Source organism: Ensifer sp. Root142, assembly GCF_001426785.1.
Taxonomy (GTDB): Bacteria; Pseudomonadota; Alphaproteobacteria; order Rhizobiales; family Rhizobiaceae; genus Ensifer; species Ensifer canadensis.
This window is the reverse complement of sequence record NZ_LMFK01000025.1, coordinates 21852-47054: the sequence shown is the minus strand read 5'-3', so window position 1 is coordinate 47054 and position 25203 is coordinate 21852. Positions and strand designations below refer to the sequence as shown.

Annotated in this window: 22 protein-coding genes; 17 read left to right on the top strand and 5 right to left on the bottom strand. The window is 61.9% G+C overall.

Annotated elements, in window-relative coordinates; all coding sequences use genetic code 11:
• Positions 1-104 precede the first annotated feature (104 nt).
• The 4 genes from ASD52_RS23480 to ASD52_RS39435 all read left to right on the top strand — a co-directional run bounded on the left by ASD52_RS23480 (position 105) and on the right by ASD52_RS39435 (position 4225).
• Entirely contained in the window at positions 105-1385 is a 1281-nt protein-coding gene (locus tag ASD52_RS23480) for an AMP-binding protein (RefSeq protein ID WP_057225550.1), read from the top strand.
• Positions 1382-2707: a DUF6005 family protein gene (locus ASD52_RS23475; RefSeq protein WP_057225548.1), complete on the top strand. Its 1326-nt coding sequence runs from the start codon at positions 1382-1384 to the stop codon at positions 2705-2707. Before ASD52_RS23480 ends, ASD52_RS23475 begins: the two co-directional genes overlap by 4 nt.
• On the top strand, positions 2704-3552 hold the full coding sequence (locus ASD52_RS23470; protein ID WP_057225546.1) for a sugar phosphate isomerase/epimerase family protein: 849 nt from the start codon (positions 2704-2706) through the stop codon (positions 3550-3552). Before ASD52_RS23475 ends, ASD52_RS23470 begins: the two co-directional genes overlap by 4 nt.
• A gap of 511 nt (positions 3553-4063) precedes the next feature.
• Positions 4064-4225 carry a hypothetical protein gene (locus ASD52_RS39435; protein WP_192433255.1) on the top strand — a complete coding sequence of 54 codons (162 nt, stop codon included), beginning with the start codon at positions 4064-4066 and terminating at the stop codon, positions 4223-4225.
• A 71-nt stretch (positions 4226-4296) separates the two neighbouring features.
• Here the strand turns inward: ASD52_RS39435 and ASD52_RS23465 are convergent, their stop codons facing one another.
• Positions 4297-4947, bottom strand: a complete 651-nt coding sequence (locus ASD52_RS23465; protein ID WP_057225544.1) for a DUF480 domain-containing protein — start codon at positions 4945-4947, stop codon at positions 4297-4299.
• A 445-nt stretch (positions 4948-5392) separates the two neighbouring features.
• On the opposite strand from ASD52_RS23465, the gene ASD52_RS23460 reads away from it, so the two are divergent.
• The gene (locus ASD52_RS23460; RefSeq protein ID WP_057225542.1) at positions 5393-6544 is read left to right on the top strand and encodes a hypothetical protein; all 1152 of its coding nucleotides are present in this window, start codon (positions 5393-5395) and stop codon (positions 6542-6544) included.
• 202 nt (positions 6545-6746) lie between these two features.
• Here ASD52_RS23460 and ASD52_RS23455 read toward each other — a convergent pair whose 3' ends face one another.
• The gene (locus ASD52_RS23455) at positions 6747-8432 is read right to left on the bottom strand and encodes an arylsulfatase (protein WP_057210027.1); all 1686 of its coding nucleotides are present in this window, start codon (positions 8430-8432) and stop codon (positions 6747-6749) included.
• 589 nt (positions 8433-9021) lie between these two features.
• Here ASD52_RS23455 and ASD52_RS23450 point away from each other — a divergent pair.
• Both ASD52_RS23450 and ASD52_RS23445 read left to right on the top strand, forming a co-directional pair.
• Positions 9022-9726 carry a GntR family transcriptional regulator gene (locus ASD52_RS23450; RefSeq protein WP_057210029.1) on the top strand — a complete coding sequence of 235 codons (705 nt, stop codon included), beginning with the start codon at positions 9022-9024 and terminating at the stop codon, positions 9724-9726.
• Between the two features lie 124 nt (positions 9727-9850).
• On the top strand, positions 9851-10813 hold the full coding sequence (locus tag ASD52_RS23445) for a dihydrodipicolinate synthase family protein (RefSeq protein WP_057210031.1): 963 nt from the start codon (positions 9851-9853) through the stop codon (positions 10811-10813).
• Between the two features lie 168 nt (positions 10814-10981).
• On the opposite strand, the gene ASD52_RS23440 is transcribed toward ASD52_RS23445, so the two are convergent.
• A complete protein-coding gene (locus tag ASD52_RS23440) occupies positions 10982-11620 on the bottom strand; it encodes a TetR/AcrR family transcriptional regulator (RefSeq protein ID WP_057225540.1) in 639 nt (212 codons plus the stop codon).
• Between the two features lie 158 nt (positions 11621-11778).
• Between ASD52_RS23440 and ASD52_RS23435 the strand changes: the two genes are divergently transcribed.
• Positions 11779-12492: an NIPSNAP family protein gene (locus ASD52_RS23435; RefSeq protein ID WP_057225538.1), complete on the top strand. Its 714-nt coding sequence runs from the start codon at positions 11779-11781 to the stop codon at positions 12490-12492.
• A gap of 202 nt (positions 12493-12694) precedes the next feature.
• On the opposite strand, the gene ASD52_RS23430 is transcribed toward ASD52_RS23435, so the two are convergent.
• Entirely contained in the window at positions 12695-13732 is a 1038-nt protein-coding gene (locus ASD52_RS23430; protein WP_057210036.1) for an Ldh family oxidoreductase, read from the bottom strand.
• Between the two features lie 144 nt (positions 13733-13876).
• Between ASD52_RS23430 and ASD52_RS23425 the strand changes: the two genes are divergently transcribed.
• The 8 genes from ASD52_RS23425 (at position 13877) to ASD52_RS23390 (ending at position 22745) form a co-directional block, all read left to right on the top strand.
• Positions 13877-15394 carry an aldehyde dehydrogenase (NADP(+)) gene (locus ASD52_RS23425; RefSeq protein WP_057210038.1) on the top strand — a complete coding sequence of 506 codons (1518 nt, stop codon included), beginning with the start codon at positions 13877-13879 and terminating at the stop codon, positions 15392-15394.
• A gap of 181 nt (positions 15395-15575) precedes the next feature.
• Positions 15576-16382 (top strand): transporter substrate-binding domain-containing protein, encoded by an 807-nt coding sequence (locus ASD52_RS23420; protein ID WP_025429440.1) that lies wholly within the window; start codon positions 15576-15578, stop codon positions 16380-16382.
• Positions 16383-16724: 342 nt separating this feature from the next.
• Positions 16725-17390, top strand: a complete 666-nt coding sequence (locus ASD52_RS23415) for an amino acid ABC transporter permease (RefSeq protein WP_025429441.1) — start codon at positions 16725-16727, stop codon at positions 17388-17390.
• Positions 17391-17402: 12 nt separating this feature from the next.
• Entirely contained in the window at positions 17403-18056 is a 654-nt protein-coding gene (locus ASD52_RS23410) for an amino acid ABC transporter permease (RefSeq protein WP_025429442.1), read from the top strand.
• Complete coding sequence (locus ASD52_RS23405) at positions 18049-18771, top strand: amino acid ABC transporter ATP-binding protein (protein WP_057210039.1); 723 nt, start codon at positions 18049-18051, stop codon at positions 18769-18771. The genes ASD52_RS23410 and ASD52_RS23405 overlap by 8 nt, the downstream gene beginning before the upstream one ends.
• Before the next feature lie 7 nt (positions 18772-18778).
• Positions 18779-20029, top strand: a complete 1251-nt coding sequence (locus ASD52_RS23400) for an FAD-binding oxidoreductase (protein ID WP_057210041.1) — start codon at positions 18779-18781, stop codon at positions 20027-20029.
• A 14-nt stretch (positions 20030-20043) separates the two neighbouring features.
• Positions 20044-21045, top strand: coding sequence for a 4-hydroxyproline epimerase (locus ASD52_RS23395; protein WP_025429445.1), 1002 nt, complete (start codon positions 20044-20046; stop codon positions 21043-21045).
• Positions 21042-22745: an aconitase X gene (locus tag ASD52_RS23390; RefSeq protein ID WP_057210042.1), complete on the top strand. Its 1704-nt coding sequence runs from the start codon at positions 21042-21044 to the stop codon at positions 22743-22745. The genes ASD52_RS23395 and ASD52_RS23390 overlap by 4 nt, the downstream gene beginning before the upstream one ends.
• 89 nt (positions 22746-22834) lie before the next feature.
• Here the strand turns inward: ASD52_RS23390 and ASD52_RS23385 are convergent, their stop codons facing one another.
• Positions 22835-23200, bottom strand: coding sequence for a hypothetical protein (locus ASD52_RS23385; protein WP_057210044.1), 366 nt, complete (start codon positions 23198-23200; stop codon positions 22835-22837).
• A 1142-nt stretch (positions 23201-24342) separates the two neighbouring features.
• On the opposite strand from ASD52_RS23385, the gene ASD52_RS23380 reads away from it, so the two are divergent.
• Positions 24343-25155, top strand: coding sequence for a C1 family peptidase (locus tag ASD52_RS23380; protein WP_057210049.1), 813 nt, complete (start codon positions 24343-24345; stop codon positions 25153-25155).
• Positions 25156-25203: the final 48 nt, after the last annotated feature.

Here is a 25203-nt window from a genome sequence, read left to right as displayed (position 1 = left end):
ATTTAGCCGATCGGCGAAAATGCCGATCAATAACCAACCGAACCCAAGGAAAAGCCGCCAATCGAAGGCGTTTCGCCCCTTGTGTTCTTTCATTGGAGAAAGCCATGATCCGTATCGACGACAGGCTCTATGATCGCGCCTATTTCGACGAAACATCCGCACGCCTGGCCGGGCAGATCGGCCTGAAGGACCGCGACGACGGACGCTACGCGGTCTGCTTTGCCGAAACCATCGACTGGCTGGCGCTATTCTTCGCCATCCGCAAGGCCGGCGCCAGCGTGTTGCCGATCCATCCGGGCACGCCCTATGCCGCCGCGCGCAAGCTTGCGATCGGCGCGGGCTGCGACCGACTGTTCTACAACAGCCCGACGGCGGAGGTACTGGAACGGTCGCAGAACGCCTTGCCGGTCGGAACGCTTCTCCAGATGAGCTCGGGCACGACAGGTGCACCAAAATGCGTGGCGCGTAGCTGGGAGGATATCGACGCCGAGATCGAAAGCTATATTGGCATCTTCCGCGCGCCGGAGGACATGACCCCGGTCATCGCCTGCCCGACGACCCATTCCTATGGCCTGATCTGCGGCATCCTGGTGGCGCTCAAGCGCGGCCAGACGCCGGTTATCGTCAACACCGCCAATCCGAAATATCTCATGAAGGTTCTTCGCGAGATCGAGCGGCCGCTGCTCTATTCGTCGCCGGCCATCCTGCACACGCTTGCCCGGCTGCTGCCCGAGGGCGAGCAGATCCATGCGACGATGACTTCGGGCACGCTGCTGCCGGATCCCTGGTTTGCGCAGATCAGGGCCAGGAGCCGGCATATGTTCCAGCAATATGGCTGCTCCGAAGCCGGATGCATCGCCATCAATCCGGATGTCACCAACGCCGGCGACATGGGGTTCGTGCTGCCGCATCTTCTGCCGCAAACCGGCAGCAACGCCGAAAATGCCGACGAAATCGTCGTGACCAAGGACGACGGCATTGCCATCCACACCCGCGATCTCGGCTATCGCCGCGATGACGGCATGCTGGTCTTCGTGTCGCGCATGGACGACATGATCAATGTCTCCGGTCTCAACGTCTATCCCCGGGATGTCGAGGACGCGGCAATGGCGATGGCTGAAGTCAGCGACGCCGTAGCCTTCCGCATGGGCGACCGCTTTGCCGGGGAGCGTGTCGCGCTGCTGTTCAGCGCCAGTCAAACCATCGCGCCGCAGGCGATCCGCGAATGGTGCAGCCTGCACCTCGCCAGCCATCAGCTACCGATGGACATCCGCCAGGTCGACACCATCCCGCGCCAGGCCAACGGCAAGATCAGCCGCCGCGAGGTTGCCGCCCGCCACGCCGCCGGCGAGTTCACCAAGTCGATCGCGGGAGCCGCGTCATGACCAGCAACAAAACCCTGGAAGCAATCCACAAAGTCCTCAGCGAACACATGATGCATCCGCATCTCGACGGCTTTGGCCCGGAAGCTCGCCTCAACGAGGACCTCTATCTCGATTCCGTCCTGATCCTGCAGATCTTTCTCAATTTGGAGCTGGAATACGGGCTGAGTGTTCCGGAAGAGGCGATCGCCCGCCAGGATGTCCAGACGGTCGCCGATCTCGCCGCGCTCTATGAGCCGAAGTCGATCGAGACGGTCGTCCCATCGTTTCCATTAACCGGCGGTACGACAGACGAAGGCGTGCATGGCGAGGCCTATTACGACATCAAGGTGCACTGCTTCGTCAGTTGCGTCTGCGACGGGCTGAAGCGAAAGGGCCTGGATCACCGACCGTTCTATTTCGGTGTCTGGGACGCGAAATTTGGGCTCAGCGACCGCTTCCAGCTTCTCTATCATGCACCCGAGATCAGCCAGGAATTCTTCCGCAGCTGGTTTCAGCGGCTATACGGCGTCACCGTTTACGAGTGGTACGACCCTGACATCAGCAAGAGCGAAAATCTCACCGTGATGCTCGACCTCGTCAAACGGCGCGCAGATACCGGCTCCGTCATGGTCATGCTCGACATGTTCCACCTGCCGGAGCGCGAGAACAAGTTCAACCAGAACCCCTTCCCGCACTACCTCATGCTGCAGGAAACCGCCGACCCCGATACGTGGTTCGTGCATGATCCCGACTACCGTTGGGAAGGCGAGATCGCGCGGGACAAGGTGATCCATGCGGTGATGCAGCCGACCGTCGGCGGCGGCTATGTCTTCGACAATGCAGAGGCTCGGCCACCGGCAGCCGAAGACCTCAAGGCCTATTTCGAGGCCTGCTTTATCAGAGACAGCAATCCGCTGGCCGACACCGTTCGCATGATCGTCACGGCTCATATCGACGGACGCGGCGGCATCGACCTCTCCGACCTCACGGACGCCGTGCGCGAACTGCCCGTCATCACCATCCGCAAATACGCCTACGAGCATGGCTTTGCGTTCTTCTGGCGGGCGCTGAAGCTGCCGGCGGCCGAGTTCGAAGGCTGGTGCGAAGAGATCGAGGCGCTCGTCCAGGCGCTGAAGGCGCTGCACTACGATTGCATGAAGCTGAGCCAGACCGGCGACCGCGCCTTGGCCACTCCGGTGTTCGAGCGGCTGGCAGAAGCCGACCGGATCGAGACGAAACTGAAAGGCAAGCTCGCCGAGATCTTCGATCTCTGGTGTGAACAGAACATTGCCGCCGACATTCCCATGCTGGAGAGGCCCATGCTGAAAAGGGTTGCGCGATGAACATATCGCTGTGCACGATCACGTTTCGCCATCATCTGATTTCCCTCGGCGAAATCGCCGCTTGGGCGCAATCCAACGATTTTCAGGGGATCGAGCTCTGGGGTGCGCATGCACGCAACCTGGCGCAGCAGCCCGACCGCAATGCCGATTGGCTCGATACTTTCGGGCTGAATGTGCCGATGATCAGCGACTATCTGCCGCTCGACGGCGATACGGAGACGCTGCGGCACAAGACTGTCGAGCTCTGCAGGCTCGCCCGCCGCTGGAGAACCCGCAAAATCCGTACCTTCGCCGGCAATTGCGGCAGTCTCTCCGTCTCCCACGAAGAGCGGCAGCGCATCGTGGAGCGGCTGAGAGAGATATGCGCGATCACTGCCAGCTACGGCATTCAACTGCTGGCGGAGACACATCCGAAGACGCTGGCCGATACTGCGGCCTCGACATTGCGTCTCATTGCGGAGGTCGACCAACCCGCCTTCGCGATCAATTTCGATACGCTCCACGTCTGGGAGGGCGGCGACGATCCAATCGCCGTGCACCGCCAGATGATACCGCACATCCGCCATTACCATCTGAAGAACATCCGCGACCGGTCGGACCTCTCGGTCTTCGAACCGGCAAACGTCTATGCCGCGGCCGGCCGTCGCGACGGAATGACGCCGTTGTTCGAAGGCACGGTCGATTATACCGGCTTTCTCCTGGAGATCGCGGGCGACGGACAGCACGACGCATCGCTGGAATGGTTCGGCAATGATTGCCTCGATGTGCTGCGTCGCGATCGCAGGCAGGTTCGCGGCGTGATCGAGGGGCGTGAACCCATACGGCGGACAGTCAACTTTTCGTGATCGCGTTTAGCGGCATCATCGACCCTTGCCGACGCAAGCCCATAAAAAAATGGCCCCGGCTGTACATGCCGGGGCCCATTTTTTGTTTTTGTTTTCGTCTTGCAAATGACAATCAATATAGTTTCGGAGCACCGAAATACTACCTCGTTCGCGGCTTTGCTCATTTTTGACTTGAAGCGGACGAGCTGTGCTCTACCTCGCTACTCTGGCGATCTTGCAGCCGAAAATCAATCAACTTTTATGGGGCTATTTTTCGCCGCGCGACACGGGCGCTTGGGAAACTGCCGCACTGTTTCAACACCCCCAGGGCGGGCAGAAAACATGCCCTTCTCCAAACATAGCGGCGCCGGCAAGGATACGGAAGACACGTACGGCCGCGGCGTGTGCGCCTGACGTACCGCCTTGCCACCAGCCAACGGTCGCATCGATCGCTAAAGAATCTGACAGCGGCGCTGCCATGCAGATGGTCTTCTCTGATGGTCGAAATCACGACCAAGAGGAGACGAAGACGATGAGCCAGAAAACCTGCGCGGCCTGCGACTGCGAACTCGATCAGGACAGCATCAAGGTCAAGCTCGGCGGCAAGACGGTAGAAGTCTGCTGCGAGGAATGCGCTGCCGCCATTGGCGAAGCGGAGACCGCAAGGACGGCTGCGGCGTCGGCCGGAAAGTAAACATGAGGCCGGTCGCCATGGCAGCCGGCCTCCAATTCACGAGCATCAAGGTTGTCTTTTCGCAGCGACCGTCAGTGGCCCTTGAGCGCGGCAATTTCAGCCTGGAGCAACGCCACAGTCTCTTCCAGCGTCTGCACGCGCTGTTCCAGCTCGGACAGGCCTGACGTAGTGAAGGACGGCATGCTCGGCGCGGCGGCGACCGTCAGGTCGACCTCGCCACACAAAAGATGCGCAAACCGGTCTTCGCGCTGGCCGGCGCCGCGGTTGAGCTGCACGGTCAGCGGAGGCCGACGCCCGATCATCAGATCGAGGTTATCCTTGAGATCCTCGACCGACTGGAACCGCGCCATGCGTTCGCTGCGAGACCAGAGCTCGTAGGCTGTCTGCGGGCCGCGCAGCAAAAGCAGGCCGAGCACGACGATTTGCGGCGAGGTCAGCGAAAAGCGGTTGGCGGCCTGATGTTCATAACGCTCGACGCGCGATGCAAAGGCCTGCCGGACCAACCCCTTCTGGGCGAGCGAATTGAGCGCACGATGCACGTCCACCTGTTCCAACGCCATCACCGGGTCGCGCGCCGTCTTCTGGTTGGCGGCGGAGTGGAGGGAGTTGAGTGTCAGCGGATAGACGTCAGGCGTCGTTTCCTTCTTCTCGATCAGGCAGCCAAGAACACGGGCTTCGATCGCATTGAGTTCGGGAAAATCGGTGTCTGGATTGGTGTTCATAAGCTCACTCTTCTCGGCAACGAGTTCAACGGCAGCCCGGGGTTCTCCGACCGGATTGATCTACCCGGATTTTCCGCCCGTCTTTGGCAGAAAGCCCCGAAATCCCCGGCCGGCCGAACGGCACCCCTCGATAGACCGTTGCACGGCCAAGGCCAAGTTGCTTTCCGGTTTCCAAGTCCGAATATCCCCGGCAGCAAGCGACTGAAGGTAACTCGCTCGATCCTAACCGTCGCCTTGATTTTATTTCACCGAGCCCGACGCTGGCCACCCGATCGATCACGATTGCGCCGCAGTTCGCATCGATACGGTGCCGGTCAATTTCAAGCTGATTCCGCCTCCTGCCCTCCCTCGCCTTACGTCGCCAGATGCCCAGCGGTCACCCAATCGGGATCGCCGCCGCGTCGCTTGGCGGCGACCGTCGAAACCATCATCACAGAAGCCTCCCATGTCCCGTGTGAAAAAGAGGGTCGTACTGCATTTTCCGGGCTTTGAGCCCTTCGACGCGGAGGCGCACCGCCGGCGTTACGCCCGTTCAGCGCGGCAGAGCGCCGAGGTGTGGGACTTCAAGTCCGATGTCGGGCCCTTGGTGAGCACGGGCGCGGCGACGCATTTCGACGTCGACTGTGCCGGACCGGACTGGCGGACTTCAAGCCGTATCCATGTTTTCGATCACGATGTGCTCGTCGATACCTTGAGCCGCCAGTCATTCACACGCCGGCTGGGCGGCGGATTTGCCAGTGCGCTGAACGTAACGTTCAACGGTGGGCTTTGGGGTTATTTTCGCCATGCCTGGCGCTTTGGCCTATTTTTCCTGTTCCCCTTCCTGCTGGCCGGATTGATGACGGCAGCGGCCCTAGTCGTTGCATTCATTCCCCACTGGCTGAGCCTTTCGAGCTGGAACCTGCTGTGGAGCGTACCGCTGGCCGGTCTCCTGCTGCGACAGGTCATGATGCCGTTGGCCACGAAGTTCCATACGCTGCACCTGTTTGCCGACTGGGAAATGGCCGTGGCCATGGCACGACTGGATCGGCCCGATTTCAACCGTTGGCTCGAAAGCTGTGTGGATGCCGCTTGCGAGGCGTTCAGCGAGGACGCCGACGAGTATCTTATCAGCTCGCACAGCATGGGTTCGAGTGTCGCCGCGCATGTCATCGGCATGCTGATCGAGCGGCGGCCGGATGTTATCGAAGGCAAACGGGTGGTGTTCGTAACACTTGGCGGCGCGATCCTGCAATGCGCGCTGATGGCGCCGGCCCATGCCCTGCGGGCCCGCGTCGGGGCAATTGCCCGCGCCAAGGAAATCTTCTGGTTCGAGGTCCATTGCCTGACGGATGCGATCCATTTCTACAAGACGCGTGTCGTCGCCCTGTCGGGGCATCCTGAGGCAAGGCAGCCGTCCATCGCCTATATCAAGGTCAAGCACATGCTGTCGCCTGACCGCTATAGGCGGATCAGGCGCAACTTCCTGCGCGTTCATCGCCAGTATGTGCTCGGTCCGGACGTGCGCGCACCGTTCGATTTTACCTTGATGACCGCAGGTCCGCTGCCGGCAGCGGCGTTCGCGGGTTTTTCGCAGGCTAACATACCGGCACTTTGACCCGCGACATCCTCGATGTCCTCTAGCGCGGCCCAGGCAGCCGCGCTTCTTTCCGGTCTTATGGAGCAACGCCCCCAACCGCGACTTCCGGTGCAAAGCGGTCGTTTCCAGCGGATGTCCGCTGGAATATCACACCGCTGATTTCGGCCGACCGGGAGAATGAGGGCAGTCAATCGAACAACCCTCGTCTCGACATGTTCGACTAGTTCCCCGGCTTGTTCTTGATCGCCGCATCGATCTGTTTCTTCACTGCATCCAGGTTGAAGGAGGCCGGATCCTGCATTGGCGGATAGTCAATCGCGGTGAGCGCAAGTTTGCCGACTTCCTGCTGAACACTGACGAAACGCCAGAACTCGCGAGCATAGAAGTCGTTCATGTAGCCCCCACCGAGGTCATTGAGGCTTTGACTGCCAATCGACGGCGTCCGCTCGAATGGGTCCTGACGGATATTGACCATGGTGGGCATGTCCGTTGTTACCTTCGCACCGGGCCAACCCTGAGGCTGCTGGAAGAACTGATACTTGAAGTCATCGATGCGAACTGCCCCCAGAGAAGGGCCGCCGAAGTAGAAGAATTCATGCCGTGCGGATGGTCCTTTGCCCGTCAACAGGTCGAGTTGGTTGTAGCCATCAAGGTGGTTCTTGTAGGTCTTGTCGCCCAGCTTCGCGCCCTTGAGCAACTGGTCAGTAATCTCGCTGTTGCCCGCCGCCGCGACCAGCGTTGGGAACCAATCCAAGGCAGAAAATATGCCGTTCTCGACCGTTCCCGCCTTAACCTTGCCCGGCCAACGGATAATGGCCGGCGCGCGGAACCCGCCCTCCATTACCGTACCCTTGGTGCCCTTGAACGGGGTCATGCCACCGTCGGGCCAGGTAAACACCTCCGCGCCGTTGTCGGTCGTGAAAATGACGATGGTGTTGTCGGTCTCACCCGCATCTTGCACGCATTTCAGGAGAGCGCCGACGCTGTCATCGAGCTGCGCCATGCCAGCTTCTTCGAGGCCATAGTTGGTGTCGCTGTTCATCAGCGCTTGGTATTTTGGCGACAGGAAAGTCCAGACGTGCATTCGCGTCGTATTGTGCCAGACAAAGAACGGTTTGCCGTCTGTCTTTGCCTTGTCCATGAAATCGCACGACGACTTGACCAGGACTTCATCGAAGGAGCCCATGTCGTATTTGGCCTTGGGCATGATGTCATGCATGTTCGGAACGTTGGACATGTCAGGGTACGGCGCTAGGGGACCCTCGTCCACGATCCTCTGCTTGCCGATCTTGCCCCAACGCGGCTGTTCGGATGTGTCGTCCGTATCGGTAGCAAAGGTGTGGACCAGATTGCGCGGCCCGACCTTGTCTCGGTACGACTGTTCGTTCGGAAACGAATACCAATAGGGGTCTGACATCGCGTCGAGGTGATAGAGGTAACCGAAGAACTCGTCGAACCCATGCAGTGTCGGCAGAAACTTGTTCAGATCGCCGAGATGGTTCTTGCCGAACTGGCCGGTGGCGTATCCCTCCGTCTTCAGCGCGGCGGCTATGGTTGCCGCCTTGTCAGGCATTCCTACGTCTGCGCCCGCCTGGCCAACCGTCGTCAGGCCCGTTCGGAGCGGGATTTCACCGGTAATGAAACTCGCCCGTCCAGCAGTGCAACTTGCCTCGGCATAATAGTCCGTAAACATCATGCCCTCTGCCGCCAGCTTGTCGAGGCTGGGCGTCTTCCCGGACATTATTCCCCGGTGATAGGCACCGATATTGAACCAGCCGACATCATCTCCCATGATGACAAGAATGTTGGGTTTTGGCTGCGGCTGCTGCGCAACTGATGGCGCAGCCAGCGCGGTCGCGAATACGGAAGCCAGCAAACCAAAATAAAGGTTTCTCATGCCACTCATAATTCATTCCCTCCGTTTAACTTGGCCTACTGCGTGTTTTCTTAAATCCTATTCGATCTATGGATAAAAACATGCAGCAATTCAAAGCGTTACAGCGACCTTTGCGCGTCTAATACGACGCGCGGCGCTGTAGTGGGGGATGCCCTTCTCACAGCATAGGGGTGCTCCTCCTCATTTATTCGGGACGATGAGCTTGTGAAATTGCGCGGCATAGCGCCGTCTCAGCGGAAAATGTTGGGTAGGGTGAATGCTGCTCTGAAAATTCGCCATAGGGCGGCGACAGACATACCGGCCATCGAAGCGTCAACAGCTAGTCACGCTTTACTAACTGCCGCAGGGTGGCAGTCGTCTTGGGCACGAATATCGCACATCTTCATTTCCTCCGCCAGTTTTGAAACCGCAACGCGAAGCGAGCGTTTACTGCCGGCGCAAAGTTGCCAATCTCACCCATCCGTCGCGCGAAAATAGAGGACCGGTACCGAACGACGCCAACGCTCGGGAAACCTCGCGATCTCGAACCAATGCCTATGCAGAGTTGATCCCACGGACATGGGGAAGTATTTATCGTGTCGACAAAAGGATTCTAAAGATGACCGATACCGATTCCAACCCCACACTCGAACGCAAGCGCGGCTCCGGCGTAAAGATGGTCTACGACCTTCTGCGTGACGAAATCCTCGATCTGGTCCTGCCGCCGGGCAGCCCGATCGACGAGGTCCAACTCGCCGAACGCTTCAAGATGTCGCGCACGCCGATCCGCGAAGCGCTGGTGCGGCTGGCCGGCGAGGGCCTGATCGATACGCTGCCGAACCGGTCGACGATGGTTTCAAGCATCGATTTCCTCAACATGCACACGTTCTTCGATGCGCTCGTGCTGATGTACCGCGTCACCACCCGGCTCGCGGCGCAGCATCATCGCCCGGAGGATCTGCAGATCATCCGCGCCCGGCAGGCTGAATTCGCAGCCGCGGTGCAGGCCCAGGATGCGCTGGCGATGATCGCCACCAACGCCGCCTTTCATTCGGCCATCGCCGAGGCCGGCCGCAACGCCTATTTCAGCGGCCTCTTCAACCGGCTCCTCGACGAAGGCCGGCGGATGCTGCGGCTCTATTACCAGTCCTATGGTGACCAGCTGCCGCAACGCTTCGTCGACGAGCACGAGGACATGATCACCGTGATCGCCGCCCGCAACGTCGAAGCGGCCGACCAGCTGGCCAAGGTGCATGCCGAGCAGATCGTCACTCAGATCAAGCGGCTTTTCACCCGCGACGAGCGGTTGGATATCGCGCTGTAATCTTCTGTCGATTTCTTGTCGACAAATAAAATACAACAGGATATTGTCACCGTCGAAGGCTGAGATCGGCGTCGGTGATGACGTTGGCCTCAGCCCATTCGACAGACCAATTGAGGAGTTTGAGATGAAGGCCAAGATTTTCTCCGGCGTCATTCCTGCGCTGATGACCCCGTGCAACGACGACCGCAGCCCCAACTTCGATGCGCTGGTGCGCAAAGGCAAGGAACTGATCGCCCAGGGCATGTCCGCAGTCGTCTACTGCGGTTCGATGGGTGACTGGCCGCTTTTGACCGACGCGCAGCGCATGGAAGGCGTGGAGCGCCTGGTCAAGGCCGGCATTCCGGTTATCGTCGGCACCGGCGCCGTCAATACCGCTTCTGCCGTCGCCCATGCGGCCCACGCCCAGAAGGTCGGCGCCCAGGGCCTGATGGTTATCCCCCGCGTGCTTTCGCGCGGCTCGGTCGTTGCCGCCCAGAAGAACCACTTCAAGGCCATCCTCTCGGCTGCCCCGGACCTGCCGGCGGTGATTTACAACAGCCCCTACTACGGCTTTGCCACCCGCGCCGACCTGTTCTTCGCGCTGCGCGCCGAACATCCGAACCTCGTCGGCTTCAAGGAATTCGGCGGCGCCGCCGACATGCGCTATGCGGCCGAGAACATCACCAGCCGTGACGATGGCGTCTCGCTGATGATCGGCGTCGACACGGCTGTGTTCCACGGCTTCGTCAACTGCGGCGCAACCGGCGCCATCACTGGCATCGGCTGCGTGCTGCCGAAGGAAGTCATCCACATGTGCAACCTGTCGCGGGCAGCCGCCGAAGGCGACGTCGATGCACGCCTGCGCGCGCTGGAACTGGAACAGGCGCTCGCCGTGCTTTCCTCCTTCGACGAAGGCCCGGATCTGGTTCTCTACTTCAAGCACATGATGGTGCTGAAGGGTGACAAGGAATACACGCTGCACTTCAACGAGACCGACGCCCTGTCGGAAAGCCAGCGCGGCTATGTCGAAGCGCAGTTCAAGCTGTTCAACAGCTGGTATGCCGCGTGGAGCAAGCTCCCGGGCGCAGTGCAGACATACAAGGGCTGATCATCGGTTGACCGCGCGTTAGCAAGAAGGCCCTCCCGTCGGGAGGGTCCTTAGCTGACGTGTGGAATTTTAGGTGACGTTTCTGCTGAACCCCCTACACCGCAAGGACTTAGGGGGTTCTTTTTGTTTAAAAATCTGAAGGAAGCGAGAACCAGCGTCTGTTCGTCCTTAAGGTTCGCGCCCCAGCAACGTCTGATTTCGAATGATCGACGTTAGCTGCGCGGCGCAGATCTTCAGGGGAGCCACGGACTGGGATGCTTTCGCCATCGCCATCGCACCGGAATAGGTTGCTACGACCAGGGTTGCCATGGCCTCAGAATCGAAATCGTGAACGGGGGCCGCCCGGAGGTCGCCCCTTAGCTTGTCGGCGATGGCTGACCTCCAACGCATGAAGATCGCCTCGATCGCGGCCTGGAAATCTTCGTCCTCGCGCGACAGTTCAAGAGCGAGATTGTTCAACGGACAGCCCGACACTGCCCCTTTCCGCTCCAGTTCGGAAATGATGGCTGCGAACACCGCTTGGATACCGTCGGCCGTCGTCGTCGCAAGATTGACTGGCGTGACCCAGGTCAACTCGACGGCTTCCGCCACCCGATCCTGAATAACGGCGAGGCCAAGGGCCTTCTTGGTGGGGAAATGATGGGCGAGCGCTCCACCCGTGACGCCCGCCTCGCGCTTCAAGTCGTGGAGGGCACTGGAATGGTAGCCGCGGGTCGAGAATGCAGCGTAGGCAGCATCCACAAGCCGCTGCCTTAGTCCTTCGGGATCGTTCATGCGTCTATGCGACGAGGTAGGTCGTTCCGACATGGGTCCTTCCTTTCCTCCTGGTTATAACAGGTTGACAAAACAGGACAACTGTCCTGTATTACAAAACAGGACGATTGTCCTGTTCCGAGGAAAGGTGGCCATGACTGTATTCACAATGAGCGAACCACTGACGGCTAACGGACGATCCGACCAACGCGATCGTTGAACTGCGGCGGTATCGGCTTCGGCCGAACACCAGGGAGACGCTGATCGACCTGTTCGATCGCGAGTTCATCGAACCCCAGGAAGCGCAGGGAATGAGCGTGATGGGACAATTCCGCGACCTTGATGATCCCGACAGCTTTGTATGGCTGCGAGGCTTTCGCGACATGCCGTCCCGCGCAGCGGCATTGAACTCGTTCTATACGGGCCCGGTGTGGGCAGCTCACCGCGAGCAGGCGAACGGAACGATGATCAATTCGGACAACGTTCTGCTCCTGCGGCCCGCATCGCCCGATACCGGCTTTGCGCGGTCGGGCGTCACGCGCGCCGCCTCTGGCGCGGCGGATGTACGGCGCGGTCTTGTGGTTGCGACGATCTGTTATCTCGCACCACGCACGGACGACGCGTTTGCCGTGTTCTTTGAAGCCGTTGTCAGGCCATATCTGGAGCAAACCTCGGCTACGGTGTTGGCAGCATTGGTCACCGAGCAGAGCCCGAACACTTTCCCCAGGCTGCCTGTGCGCGAAGGGGAGACCGTCTTCGTCTGGTTCTCCGCTTTCCCCAGTCTGGCTGCCTACGAGACGCATCTTGCCGAACTTGCGCACTCCGAGACCTGGATCACGGAGGTCGTTTCGGAGATGGAGCGGCGAACGTGGCGGCAGAACGAGGTGTTGCGGCTGACGCCGACGGCACGATCCCTGCTGCCGTGACGCATTGCGTTGGGGGCGCATCTTCTCGGTGATCTCGCGGCCTTTGTTACCGGATGCCCGTTCAATGAACCCGTTACCGGCAGATTCTGAAAATGTGGAACCAGGGCAACCTGGTTCCACATTTTGGGAAAGGCTAGGCTCTCCGGGATGACCTTTCGTTTTACTGAGTGCCAGAAGCGGGCTGAGTGCCCCCGGCTGGATTTTACGCCACGGCATCGAGCCCAAGTGTGTGCAGGCGCTCGAGTTGCTCCATCTCGGCGGCCGTCAGGGTGATGCCATCGACCTCAGACTTTGCGCGGGCGGCGAAGCGGCGCTGAGACGGCAGGCGCGCGCCCTGGCCGAGAATGGCGTCAAACAGGACCTCGGCGCGGTCGAACGGATTGCCGGGACGCCCGGCGGCAAATGCCTCCGGCGAGAAGGCGATGATCAGTTCGCCATGGAACGGCGCCAATGTGGTGGTGCCGAGATAGTCGAGCACTTCCGGGCTAGTCAGGTCGCCGATCATGATGCCGGCCAGGAGTTCGATCATCGTGCCGATGGCCGAACCCTTATGGCCACCGAACGGCAGCATGGCGCCAGCAAGTGCGGCATCCGGATCGGTCGTCGGATTGCCCGACGCGTCGATCGCCCAGCCCTCCGGCAGCGGCTTGCCGGCACGGCGGTGCAGCTCGATCTCGCCGCGTGCGGCAACGGAGGTCGCAAAGTCGAAGACATAGGGCGGACGGCCTTCGCGCGGCCAGGCGAAGGCAAACGGGTTGGTGCCGAGCAACGGCTTGTTGCCGCCGGTCGGCGCGACCGTCGCATAGCTCGGGCACATGACGAGCCCGGCAAGGCCCATATCCGTCAGTCCTTCCGCCTCGGGCCAGAGCGCCGAGAAATGGGTGCAGTCATTGATGACGAGGGCGGCAAGCCCCAGGGTTCGGGCACGCTCGGCCAGAACAGGCAGGCCAAGCTCGAAGGCCGGATTGGCAAAACCACCCATGGCATTGACCTTGACGATCGCCGAGCCTTCCTGCGGTAGAAGCTCGGGAGTGGCGTCCGGCTTTACCTTACCGGCCTTGACGGTGCGTAGCGCGCCTTCGATACGGTAGATGCCATGCGACTTGCAGGCGTCGCGTTCGCCTGCCACGATCACCCGCGCAAGGGCGCCGGCCTGGACGGCATTGAGCCCGGCCTTGCGGAAGATCGCCTCGACCCGCTCCTGAACTGCGGCGATTGTCAGGGTGGTGGTCTCACTCATCTTGTACCTTTCTGACTGCGTATGACCCTGTTGTGGGCGGTTGAAGTTATGCATACATAGAGTATACAAAGAACCGCCGAGTGCAATTCGGCTGTCAGCTATTCATGCCGAAAGACACCGGTGTTCTCAAGAAAGGATCCGCAGATGGTCTTCACCCCCAAAGGAAAACATCTCGTCGCCGGCGAGTGGCTCGACGGCGCAGGCACCTTCGCCTCGACACCGGCACACGGCCCGGCGCATGACTTCGCGGTCGGCACGGTCGAACTGGTGAACCGCGCCTGCGAGGCGGCGGAAGAAGCGTTCTGGACCTACGGCTATTCGTCGCGGGCCGAACGCGCAGCGTTCCTGCGCGCCATCGCCGACGAGATCGAGGCACGGGCCGAAGCCATTACCGCGATTGGCAGCCAGGAAACCGGCCTGCCGGAAGCGCGGCTGCAGGGCGAACGCGGCCGCACCACCGGTCAGCTGAGACTGTTTGCCGACCATATCGAGGCGGGCGACTACCTCGACCGACGTGTCGATGCGCCCCTCCCCGAGCGCCAGCCGGCGCCCCGTCCGGAAATCCGGCTGATCCAGCGGCCGATCGGCCCGGTCGCCGTTTTTGGCGCCTCCAACTTCCCGCTCGCCTTTTCCACCGCAGGCGGCGATACCGCAGCGGCGCTGGCTGCCGGTTGCCCGGTGGTGGTCAAGGGTCATTCGGCCCATCCCGGCACCGGCGAGATCGTCGCTGAGGCCGTCGAAGCCGCCATCCGCAAGTGCGGCGTTCACCCGGGAGTCTTTTCGCTGATCCAAGGCGGCAGCCGCGACGTCGGCCACGCGCTCGTCAAGCATCCGCTGATCAAGGCCGTCGGCTTCACCGGCTCGCTCGCCGGCGGACGCGCACTCTTCGATCTGTGCGCCGCCCGCCCCGAACCAATCCCGTTCTTCGGCGAGCTCGGCTCGGTCAACCCGATGTTCCTGCTGCCGGAAGCCTTGAAGGCACGTGCCGAGGCGCTTGGACAGGGCTGGGCCGGTTCGCTGACCATGGGTGCCGGCCAGTTCTGCACCAATCCCGGCATCGCGGTGGTGATCGAAGGATCCGATGCTGACCGCTTCACGGCCGCTGCCGTCGATGCGCTCGCAAAGGTGGCGCCGCAGACCATGCTGACCGATGGCATCGCCAAGGCCTACCGCGACGGCCAGGAGCGTTTCACCACCCGCAACAGCGTCAAGCCGCTGCTCGAGACCAGCTCGTCGGACCGCGCCGCGTCGCCCAACCTGTTCGAGACGACCGGCAGCCAGTTTCTGGCCGACCATGCGCTCGGCGAGGAAGTCTTCGGCCCGCTCGGCCTCGTCGTCCGGGTAAATTCGGAAGCCGAGATGGAACAGCTCGCGCGCGGTCTCCAGGGACAGCTGACGGTCACCGTGCACATGGATGCCGGCGACATCGAGCCGGCCCGTCGCCTGCGCCCCATCCTTGAGCGCAAGGCGGGCCGCCTGCTCGTCAACGGTTTCCCGACCGGTGTCGAGGTCGTCGATTCCATGGTGCATGGCGGGCCGTATCCGGCCTCGACGAACTTTGGCGCGACCAGCGTCGGCACCATGTCGATCCGCCGCTTCCTGCGTCCGGTCTCCTACCAGAACCTGCCGGAAGCCCTGCTGCCGGAAGATTTCCTGAACTGATCCGCGACCGATCGCTGCGCAGGGACCCCATTTTGCGAAACAAATGGGATCCCTGCGGGCCAATGACGTCACGATCATATACTTTTTGTATACTGTTTGTATTTTTAAGTTGATTTACGCTCTCCAACGCGGAATATTGCGCTCGCCGTCAAACGGCGCACCAATTCAGGGAGAGAGAAAAATGAAGACCTCGGTCCTAGCCTTCGGCCTCGTTGCCGCCACTGCTCTGACCAGCCCGGCCCACGCCGACAAGCTGGATGACATCATCGGCTCGGGTACGCTGCGTTGCGCAGTGGTTCTCGACTTCCCGCCGATGGGTTCTCGCGACGAGAACAACAATCCGGTCGGCTTCGACGTCGACTACTGCAACGACCTTGCCAAGGCGCTGGGCGTCACGGCCGAGATCGTCGAAACTCCCTTCCCCGAGCGCATTCCCGCGCTGATGTCCGGCCGCGTTGACGTCGGCGTCGCCTCGACCTCCGATACGCTCGAGCGTGCCAAGACCGTCGGCATGACCGTTCCCTACTTCGCCTTCGAAATGGCCGTTACCGCCAACGACAAGACCGGCATCAAGTCCTTCGAGGACATGAAGGGCAAGGTCGTCGGCGCCACCGCCGGCACCTTCGAAGCGATCGCGCTGGAAAAGCAGGTCAAGGAATGGGGTGCGGGCGAATTCCGTCCTTACCAGACGCAGGCCGACGTCTTCCTCGCGCTTAGCCAGGGCCAGATCGACGCAACGGTGTCGACCTCGACCGTGGCGCAGGCCAACGTGAAGACCGGCAAGTTCGCCGGTATCTCGGTTGTCGGCAAGGCGCCGTTCGACATCGACTACGTGGCTCTCTTCACCAACCGCGAAGAATACGGCCTCATCAACTACCTCAACCTCTTCATCAACCAGCAGGTCCGCACCGGCCGCTATGCCGAACTCTACGAGAAGTGGGTCGGCGGCGAACTGCCTTCGCTGGCGGTGAACGGCGTCTACCGCTAATCTGTCCGTTTCTCTGGCGGCGCGAGGCAAACGTCTCGCGCCGTTGTACCAACCTGCGCTGATATTGACCGATTGCGTCGGACCGTGTGCGGTCATCCGGCAAGGAGCGGACCTTAGAGCGATGCCTTGGCATCGGTCGAGGATTGCGACACTGCCGGTGGCCGACACACGGCCCACCCGAAGGGCCGGGCGCTTTTGGCCCCCGGACCGCGTCGACAATCCTCACCGGACCGTCTGGTCCGGTTGCGGTTGTCTGCTTGCCGGAAGCTAAAATCGCTCCGGCGCAATCGGCCAATATCAGCGCAGGTTGGTACCACTCATTTTCGAAAAGGTGAGACGGCGATGTTCAATTACTCCTTCCACTGGAACCAGGCGCTGAAAGCATTGCCGCAAATGCTTGACGGCGCGCTGGTCACGCTGCAGATCGCGCTGCTGTCGATGCTCATCGGCGTCATTTGCGCGCTCGCCCTGACCGGGTTCCGCCTGTCCGGCAATCGCATCCTCAGTGGCTTTGCCACCGCCTGGATCGAGATCGCGCGCAACACCCCCGCGCTGTTCCAGATCTACATGGCCCATTTCGGCCTCGGCAATTTCGGCATCCATCTGAGCCCCTACACGGCGCTGCTCGTCGGCATTGCCTTCAACAATGCGGGCTATCTGGCTGAAAACTTCCGCGGCGCCCTGAAAGCGATCCCGGATACGCAGACCCGTGCCGGCCGTTCGCTCGGCATGACGGCGCTGCAGGCCTTCCGCTACATCATCCTGCCGCAGATGCTGCGCGTCGCCTTCCTGCCGACCACCAACCAGATGGTCTGGGCAATCCTGATGACCTCACTCGGCGTCACCGTCGGCATGAACACCGACCTCGCCGGCATCACCCAGGAACTGAACGCCCGGTCCTTCCGCACCTTCGAATTCTTCGCCCTGGCAGCCGTGATCTACTACGTGATCGCCAAGGCCGTGACCCTCGCTGCCCGAGCAATCGCCTCGCGCATGTTCCGTTACTGAGAGAGGTGAGAGATGTTCAATACCGCCCTCACCTGGAGTGATCTCGCCTTCCTTGCACAGGGTGCGGCGATGACGCTCGCCGTCACCGCTGTTTCGGTTACCGCCGGTACGCTGCTCGGCATCCTCTTCGGGGTGATCCGTGTTCAAGCCGGCCCCTACTGGTCGGCGCCGCTGACCTTCGTGCTCGACGTGTTTCGCTCCGTTCCGCTCCTGATCCAGCTCGTGTTGGCCAATGCCTTCCAGTCCATCGCCAAAATGGGCTGGGGGCCGTTCACGACCTCTTGCGTGGTGCTGTCGCTCTACACGGCCGCCTATTGCACCGAGATCGTGCGCGGCGGCATCTCGTCGGTGCCGCCGACCACACGCCGCGCGGCACGCTCGCTGGGCATGACCTGGTGGCAGGACATGCGCTACATCGTGGCGCCGCTTGCCACCCGCGTTTCGCTTCCGTCCTGGATCGGCCTCACGCTCGGCGTCATGAAGGACTCGGCACTCGTGCTCTGGCTCGGTCTGATCGAGCTTCTGCGCGCCTCGCAGATTCTCGTCACCCGCCTGCAGGAACCGCTGTTCATTCTCCTGATCTGTGGTGCAATCTATTTCCTCATCAGCTTCCCCATCGCCCGGCTTGGTGGGTATCTCGAAAAACGGTGGTCCCCCAATGATTGAGATTGAAAACGTTCGCAAATCCTTCGGCCCGTTGGAAGTTCTGAAGGGTATCGACCTCACCGTGAAGAAGGGCGAAGTCCTGACCATCATCGGCGGCTCCGGTTCGGGTAAGTCAACGCTGCTAACCTGCATCAACGGGCTCGAGACCATAGACGGCGGACGAATCGTGGTCGACGGCACCGATGTGCATGCAAAAGCGACGAACCTCAACAAGCTGCGCCGTAAGCTCGGCATCGTCTTCCAGCAGTTCAACGCCTTCCCGCATCTGACCGTGCTCGAAAACGTTATGCTCGCACCGCGCAAGGTGCTGGGTCAGTCGAAAGCCGAGGCCGAGGCCATGGCCGTAAAACAGCTCACTCATGTCGGCCTTGGCGACAAGCTTTCGGTCTATCCCAACCGCATGTCGGGCGGCCAGCAGCAGCGCATGGCGATTGCCCGCGCCCTTGCCATGTCCCCGGCCTACATGCTGTTCGACGAAGTGACCTCGGCGCTCGACCCGCAGCTCGTCGGCGAAGTGCTCGACACGCTGCGCATGCTCGCCTCCGAAGGCATGACGATGATCTGCGTCACCCACGAGATGAAATTCGCCCGCGAAGTGTCCGATCGGGTGGCCTTCTTCCACAAGGGCGTGATGGCCGAGATCGCCCCGCCGGAGGAGCTGTTCGGCGCGCCGAAGGATCCGGAACTGCAGAAGTTCCTGGCAGCGACGCATTGAGCCGATCATGAAGGATGCAGCTCAGCCTGACGTCATCGTCATCGGCGCCGGCGTTGTCGGCCTTTCCGCCGCGATAGCGGCCCAGGCACGGGGGCTTTCGGTCACCGTGCTCGACCGGGAAGGCCCGGCAGCTGGAGCCTCGGCGGGAAACGCCGGGGCCTTCGCCTTCACCGACATCCTGCCGCTCGCCTCGCCCGGCATCCTCAAGAAGGCGCCGAAATGGCTGCTCGACCCGCTCGGGCCGCTGAGCATCCCGCCGGCCTACGCCGCGCAGATCGCGCCGTGGATGTTCCGTTTCTGGCGCGCCTGCTCGCCAAAGCGGGTGGCGCATTCGACGGCCGCCCAGACGGCGATGATGGACCTCTCCAAGGTCGAGTTGGAGCCGTTCCTTGCCGCAACCGGCACCCTGCCGATGCTGCGCAAGGATGGCAATCTTCAGGTCTATGAAAGCGAAGCCGAACTCAAGGCTTCGCTGCCCGGATGGCGGGCGCGTGCGGACCATGGCATCGAATTCCGCCATATGGGCGCAGCCGAGATGGCTGAGATCCAGCCGGGTCTGGCGCCCCGCTTCACCCATGGCACCTTTACGCCGGGCTGGTTTTCCATTGCCGACCCGAAGCTCTATACGCTGGCGCTGGCAGAACACTTCCGCGCCAAGGGCGGGGCGATCGAGCGCGCCGACGTTACGGCCCTGGCGCCAATCGATGGCGGCGTCGAAATTCGGACCACAAGTGGCGCGACGCGGCGGGCGGCACAGGTCGTGCTCGCGGCCGGTGCGTTCTCCCACCGGATTGCCAAATCTCTCGGCGAGAGCATCCCGCTCGAAACCGAGCGCGGCTACAACACCACGCTGCCGGCAGACGCCTTCGACCTGCGCACGCAGGTCACCTTCGGCGGCCATGGCTTCGTCGTCACCCGGCTCTCGACCGGTGTCCGTGTCGGCGGCGCAGTCGAGCTCGGCGGGTTGCAACTGCCGCCGAACTACCGCCGGTCCGAAGCCATGCTGCAGAAGGCACGAACCTTCCTGCCGGGGCTCAAGCCCGAAGGTGGCGTGCAGTGGATGGGCTTCCGCCCGTCGCTGCCCGACAGCCTTCCGGCCATCGGCCGCGCCCGCGCGACATCGCGGGTCGTCTACGCTTTCGGTCACGGCCATCTCGGCCTGACCCAATCGGCGGGCACCGCCCGGCTCGTCGCGGATCTTTTGACCGGCCAGGCTCCGACGATTGACATCGCCCCCTTCTCGCCTCAACGGTTCTGACAGAGGTTTCGACCATGGCCACCTACACCTTCTCCTGTATCGACGGGCACACCTGCGGCAATCCCGTCCGCCTCGTTTCCGGCGGCGGTCCTCGTCTTGAGGGCGCCAACATGCTGGAAAAGCGCGCCCATTTCCTCAGAGAATTCGACTGGATCCGCACCGGCCTGATGTTCGAGCCGCGCGGACATGACATGATGTCCGGCTCGATCCTCTATCCGCCGACACGGCCCGATTGCGATGTCGCCGTGCTGTTCATCGAGACCTCCGGCTGCCTGCCGATGTGCGGCCACGGCACCATCGGCACGATCACCATGGCGATCGAGAACGGACTGATCACGCCGCGCGAGCCCGGCAAGCTGTCGATCGACGCGCCTGCCGGCAAGGTCGACATCAGCTATCGCCAGGAGGGCCGCTTCGTCGAGGAAGTGCGCCTGACCAACGTCCCCGGCTTCCTCTATGCCGAGGGACTGACGGCCGAAGTCGAGGGCCTCGGAGAGATCGTCGTCGACGTCGCCTATGGCGGCAACTTCTACGCCATCGTCGAGCCGCAGAAGAATTTTCGCGATATGGCCGACCACACGGCCGGCGAGCTGATCGGCTGGAGCCCGAAACTGCGCGCCGCCTTGAACGCGAAGTACGAGTTCGTGCATCCCGAGCACCCGGAGATCAAGGGGCTCAGCCACATCCAGTGGACGGGCAAGCCGACGCAAGCCGAGGCGCATGCCCGCAACGCCGTGTTCTACGGCGAGAAGGCCATCGACCGCTCGCCCTGCGGCACCGGCACCTCGGCGCGCATGGCGCAGCTTGCCGCCAAGGGCAAGCTGAAGGTCGGCGACGAATTCGTGCATGAATCGATCATCGGCTCGCTGTTCAAGGGTCGGGTGGAGGCCGCGACCAAGGTCGCCGACCGCGATGCCATCATCCCCTCGATCGCCGGATGGGCGCGCATGACCGGTATCAACACGATCTTCATCGATGATCGCGATCCCTTCGCCCACGGCTTCGTCGTAAAATGAACAATCCGTTCTCCGCTCGCAGTATCCTTGGCGGCACGGCCGAGGGGCCGATCGTTGCCGCACCGGAAGCGCTGAGCTTCTGGGGTGGTGTCGATCCGGCGACCGGAGCGGTGATCGATGTTCACCACCCACTGCACGGGACCTGTCTCACGGGCAGTATCCTGATGATGCCGTCGAGCCGGGGCTCCTGCACCGGCTCGGGCGTGCTGCTCGATCTTGCGTTGACCGGTCGTGCGCCGGCCGCGCTTGTCTTTTCCGAAGCCGAGGACGTGCTAACCCTCGGCGCGCTGATTGCAGCCGAGATGTTCGGCAAGCCGCTGCCCGTCCTGCGCCTTTCGTCCGATGCCTTCGCAGCGCTGGCGGAGGCAAAAACCGCGCGCATCACCGATACGGCGATCGAGGCCGACGGCCTGACGATCGAAATCGCACCGCTTGCGACCGCGGCGCTCGATCTTGATGAAGCGGACCTCGCCATGCTGGATGGCCGCGACGGGGTTGCGGTTGAGGTCGCGATGCGCATCATCTGCGCCATGGCGGCGCAGCAGGGCGCAACACGCCTCGTCAGCGTGACGCAAGGGCATATCGACGGCTGCATCTATGCCAGCCCTGCCAATCTCACCTTCGCCGAAAAAATGGCGGATATGGGCGCGCGGGTCCGGCTGCCGACGACAATGAACGCCATTTCTGTCGACCGCGCCAACTGGCAGGCGCAGGGGGTGCCGGCCTCGTTCGGCGATCCGGCCGCGCGGCTGGCCGACGCCTATGTCCGCATGGGCTGCCGTCCGACCTTCACCTGTTCCCCCTATCTGCTCGACAGCGCGCCTGAGGCCGGAGAGGCAATCGCCTGGGCGGAATCCAACGCCGTCATCTACGCCAATACGGTGCTCGGCGCCCGCACCGCGAAGCATCCGGATTTCCTCGACCTCTGCATCGCGCTGACCGGCCGCGCGCCGCTCTCCGGCGTCTATCTCGACGAACACCGCAAGGCCAGCCGCGTCATCGACGTGGAGTTGCCTGAAGGGGTGGACGACGCTTTCTGGCCGCTCATCGGCTATCTCGCTGGGCGGGCTGCACCCGATTGCATCCCGCTTCTGCGTGGCCTCGCGGCTGCAAAGCCTTCGTCCGACGACCTGAAGGCGCTGTGCGCTGCCTTCGGCACCACATCGGCAGCGCCGATGTTGCACATTGAAGGTGTCACGCCGGAGGCGGAAGGTGCTGCGTCAAGCGAAGCTGGCACTGTTGCAATCACCCGCGCCGAGATGGCGGCCGCCTGGACCCTGTTGAACGACGGACCGGAGGATGTGGACCTGGTCGCCATCGGCAGCCCCCACGCCTCGCTGAGCGAATGTCGGGCTCTGGCGGCAGCGCTTGCCGGTCGCAAACGTCACGGGGATGTAGCGGTGATCGTTACGGCCGGCCATCAGGTGATTGCCGCTGCGCGGGCGGAAGGGACACTTGCCGCCCTGGAGGCAAGCGGTGTGCAGGTCCTGCCCGACCTCTGTTGGTGCTCGATCTCTGAACCGGTGTTCCCGACGCGAACCCGCGCGCTGATGACCAATTCCGGCAAATATGCCCATTACGGCCCCGGCCTCTCCGGCCGTGCGGTGCGCCTCGGAAACCTTGCCGATTGCGTGACGGCTGCGCTGACCGGGCGCGTTCAAGCACGGCTGCCGATTTGGCTCTCCCCGGCAGGCCGGTAACGGAACCGCCGACAAGAAGCCGGCAGGTATCGTGATCGGAATGACTTTCCTTGAGGCAACCGCGATGCCTGCGGAGGGCTCTCCTACGCCTACAGATCAGGTGCGCGGTCGACCAGGGTTTGGAACAACACGTTTGCAGCCTCCTGAGGCGTCGAAGCCGCAAACCAGACTGGATCGGTCGTTAGAACGGCGTGCTCCGTCCAAGAGGCAGTGTCGGATGCCTCGCATTCGTAGACGCCGCAGGCGCGGCGCTGCTTTCGATTGAGCGCGATTTCGAGAATGCCCGAAGGTCGCGCGCCCGGCGCATCGAAGATCTGCAGGACGTAACCGCGGAACCCGGTTCTGCCACCGTTGGAATCGATCTCATCGAGAACGGACGGGCAGAGTTCCGCCTGCCCCACCGGAATGGGCCGTGTCCAGAAGGGCCCCTGATCGCCTTGATCTGCGCGCAGCATCGCACTCGCCTCCGTCCCCTCGGGGCAGCGAGCTTAACACTTGATCACCTCGAGTTCAGCCGACCCAGAATAGAATGCGGTCGAACGCTGTGACATGCTGGGTTGCAAAGCGTACCACTTCCGAGTGAGGATCCGGATTGGCGGGTCGTGCTGATCCTGCACCGGCTACTGCGAGCGGTAGAGTACGCGGCAAGCGTCACACGACAGACGCGGGCCCATGCGATCGTTCACCGTGGCGGAGCGCATTTCCAGCAAAAGTGCGAAGCCGTTTTCCGGCAGGAAATGCTTGGAAATAAGGAGATAGAGCGTTTCTGCGGCTCCGTTTGAACCGGAGAGGCTCTGGCAACATGAGGTTGGAAAAATGCACAGATTGCTCAGCGGACTGTCAGTCATTGCATTCGTGGGATTTACGATCGGCATTGGCGCAACGGACCCCGCCGCAGCCGCAAATACACCCAAAGAACGCTCAACGCGCAATGCCGATGTACCGGCGAAAACCGCCACTACTCCAGCAAGAGGCAAGCGTCCCACCGTTGTCGTAAACCACCCTCCTCCGAGGAACGGAGCCTACTACAAGGGCATATTCCGCGAATGATGATGGGGGTACCAAGCACTGCCTAGCGGCAACGATCACGGCGAATATTTGCAGCTTTACAACCCGGGTTACGGCGAAAGCCTCTCTTCGAGATCGTCCAGCGCGACGACTATCGCGGTTAAAGTATCTGCGACCAGGGGGGCTCCTCTCCCTTGGGATTCGATCCAATATCGAACGGCCAACACGATGTTTACACCATACGAGCAAATGCTCGCCGGTACCCCTTCAAACTGAGGGTACTGCTCTCGGTGGCCATGGCTGTATTCTACCACTGCGTGCAGCCACATGGTCGCAGGCGGCCATGCCGACCGGAGCAAGGGCAATTTATCCGGAGCCGGCCTCAGCTTTCGTTTTCAAAGTCCGATTTGATGATCTACCGGAAGTTTCGACCGAGAGGTCCTTGCTCTCAGGCCGGGTCACCACGCCGCAATGCCGAGCATCGCAGTCAAGACATCATCGTGCAAAGCATGGCCAGACGGCCGACAAAAATCCCTTCGTCAACACACGTGCCTGGCCCGGCAGAAGGGTCCGGCCAAAAGGAGGTCTCATGTCTCTCCACCAGGCATTCCTGGATTTCGGTTATGATCCAACCATCGTCGAGGTCGGGCGCACCATTCGGCCCAAGACGACAGGCGCGCCACCGGCTTCAGCAACCGTTAACGCCCAATATCTGCCACCACCGCAGGCGCAGGGCACGGCTCAGCATGTCGGCAGTCCCGGCAGCTGTGCAGCCTGGGCGTCTACCTATGGTCTTGCGACCTACACGGCGGCCGCCGCATCCGGCCAGACGCCGTCGGGCGCGTCGCAACAGGCAAGCCCCGCCAACATCTATATCGAGGTCATGATCAACGATGGTCAGAAGACGTGCAGCGGCTCGAATCTGGCGTCCTACCTCAACATCCTGCAGCAGGGCGGCACGCCCAATTGGGCGACGGCCCCCTACTACCCCAACTGCCCCGAACTTTGGTCCAGCTACGACCCCGACGCCACCGCCGATACCAGCTTCCAGATCCCCGGTTGGGCCATCGTCGAAACATCGGATCTCGACGCGATCAAGGCCATCATCGCTGATGGTGGTGCTCTGTGCTACGGCACGGCCCTCAATTCCGGCTTCATGAGCTATAGCGGCCCTGGGCCATTGACGGGGCCGCTCGACAAGGTGCGGGGCGCCAACGGCAAGCTTGTCGGCCACTGCATGCTGATCATCGGCTACGACGATGCGCAGCAGGCGATCCTCATCCAGAACAGCTTCGGACCGGATTGGGGCTGCCAATGGAACGGCAGCGGCGGTTACATCTGGATGAGCTACGAGCTGTTTCAGTACCTGGCACAGGGCCAGGCCATGTATGTGACGAGCTAAGCCAGAGGAGCGAAGCTTCCCTCACGCACGCTATCCGGACGCCGCCGC

Coding starts and splice junctions, on each gene's coding strand:
- ASD52_RS23465 (WP_057225544.1), bottom strand. CDS start 4,947: ATGAACACCAATCCAGACACCGATTTTCCCGAACTCAATGCGATCGAA.
- ASD52_RS23440 (WP_057225540.1), bottom strand. CDS start 11,620: ATGTCGGAACGACCTACCTCGTCGCATAGACGCATGAACGATCCCGAA.
- ASD52_RS23380 (WP_057210049.1), top strand. CDS start 24,343: ATGTCTCTCCACCAGGCATTCCTGGATTTCGGTTATGATCCAACCATC.
- ASD52_RS23480 (WP_057225550.1), top strand. CDS start 105: ATGATCCGTATCGACGACAGGCTCTATGATCGCGCCTATTTCGACGAA.
- ASD52_RS23415 (WP_025429441.1), top strand. CDS start 16,725: ATGTTCAATTACTCCTTCCACTGGAACCAGGCGCTGAAAGCATTGCCG.
- ASD52_RS23420 (WP_025429440.1), top strand. CDS start 15,576: ATGAAGACCTCGGTCCTAGCCTTCGGCCTCGTTGCCGCCACTGCTCTG.
- ASD52_RS23405 (WP_057210039.1), top strand. CDS start 18,049: ATGATTGAGATTGAAAACGTTCGCAAATCCTTCGGCCCGTTGGAAGTT.
- ASD52_RS23445 (WP_057210031.1), top strand. CDS start 9,851: ATGAAGGCCAAGATTTTCTCCGGCGTCATTCCTGCGCTGATGACCCCG.
- ASD52_RS39435 (WP_192433255.1), top strand. CDS start 4,064: ATGAGCCAGAAAACCTGCGCGGCCTGCGACTGCGAACTCGATCAGGAC.
- ASD52_RS23390 (WP_057210042.1), top strand. CDS start 21,042: ATGAACAATCCGTTCTCCGCTCGCAGTATCCTTGGCGGCACGGCCGAG.
- ASD52_RS23410 (WP_025429442.1), top strand. CDS start 17,403: ATGTTCAATACCGCCCTCACCTGGAGTGATCTCGCCTTCCTTGCACAG.
- ASD52_RS23455 (WP_057210027.1), bottom strand. CDS start 8,432: ATGAGTGGCATGAGAAACCTTTATTTTGGTTTGCTGGCTTCCGTATTC.
- ASD52_RS23425 (WP_057210038.1), top strand. CDS start 13,877: ATGGTCTTCACCCCCAAAGGAAAACATCTCGTCGCCGGCGAGTGGCTC.
- ASD52_RS23450 (WP_057210029.1), top strand. CDS start 9,022: ATGACCGATACCGATTCCAACCCCACACTCGAACGCAAGCGCGGCTCC.
- ASD52_RS23460 (WP_057225542.1), top strand. CDS start 5,393: ATGTCCCGTGTGAAAAAGAGGGTCGTACTGCATTTTCCGGGCTTTGAG.
- ASD52_RS23470 (WP_057225546.1), top strand. CDS start 2,704: ATGAACATATCGCTGTGCACGATCACGTTTCGCCATCATCTGATTTCC.
- ASD52_RS23400 (WP_057210041.1), top strand. CDS start 18,779: ATGAAGGATGCAGCTCAGCCTGACGTCATCGTCATCGGCGCCGGCGTT.
- ASD52_RS23475 (WP_057225548.1), top strand. CDS start 1,382: ATGACCAGCAACAAAACCCTGGAAGCAATCCACAAAGTCCTCAGCGAA.
- ASD52_RS23385 (WP_057210044.1), bottom strand. CDS start 23,200: ATGCTGCGCGCAGATCAAGGCGATCAGGGGCCCTTCTGGACACGGCCC.
- ASD52_RS23430 (WP_057210036.1), bottom strand. CDS start 13,732: ATGAGTGAGACCACCACCCTGACAATCGCCGCAGTTCAGGAGCGGGTC.
- ASD52_RS23395 (WP_025429445.1), top strand. CDS start 20,044: ATGGCCACCTACACCTTCTCCTGTATCGACGGGCACACCTGCGGCAAT.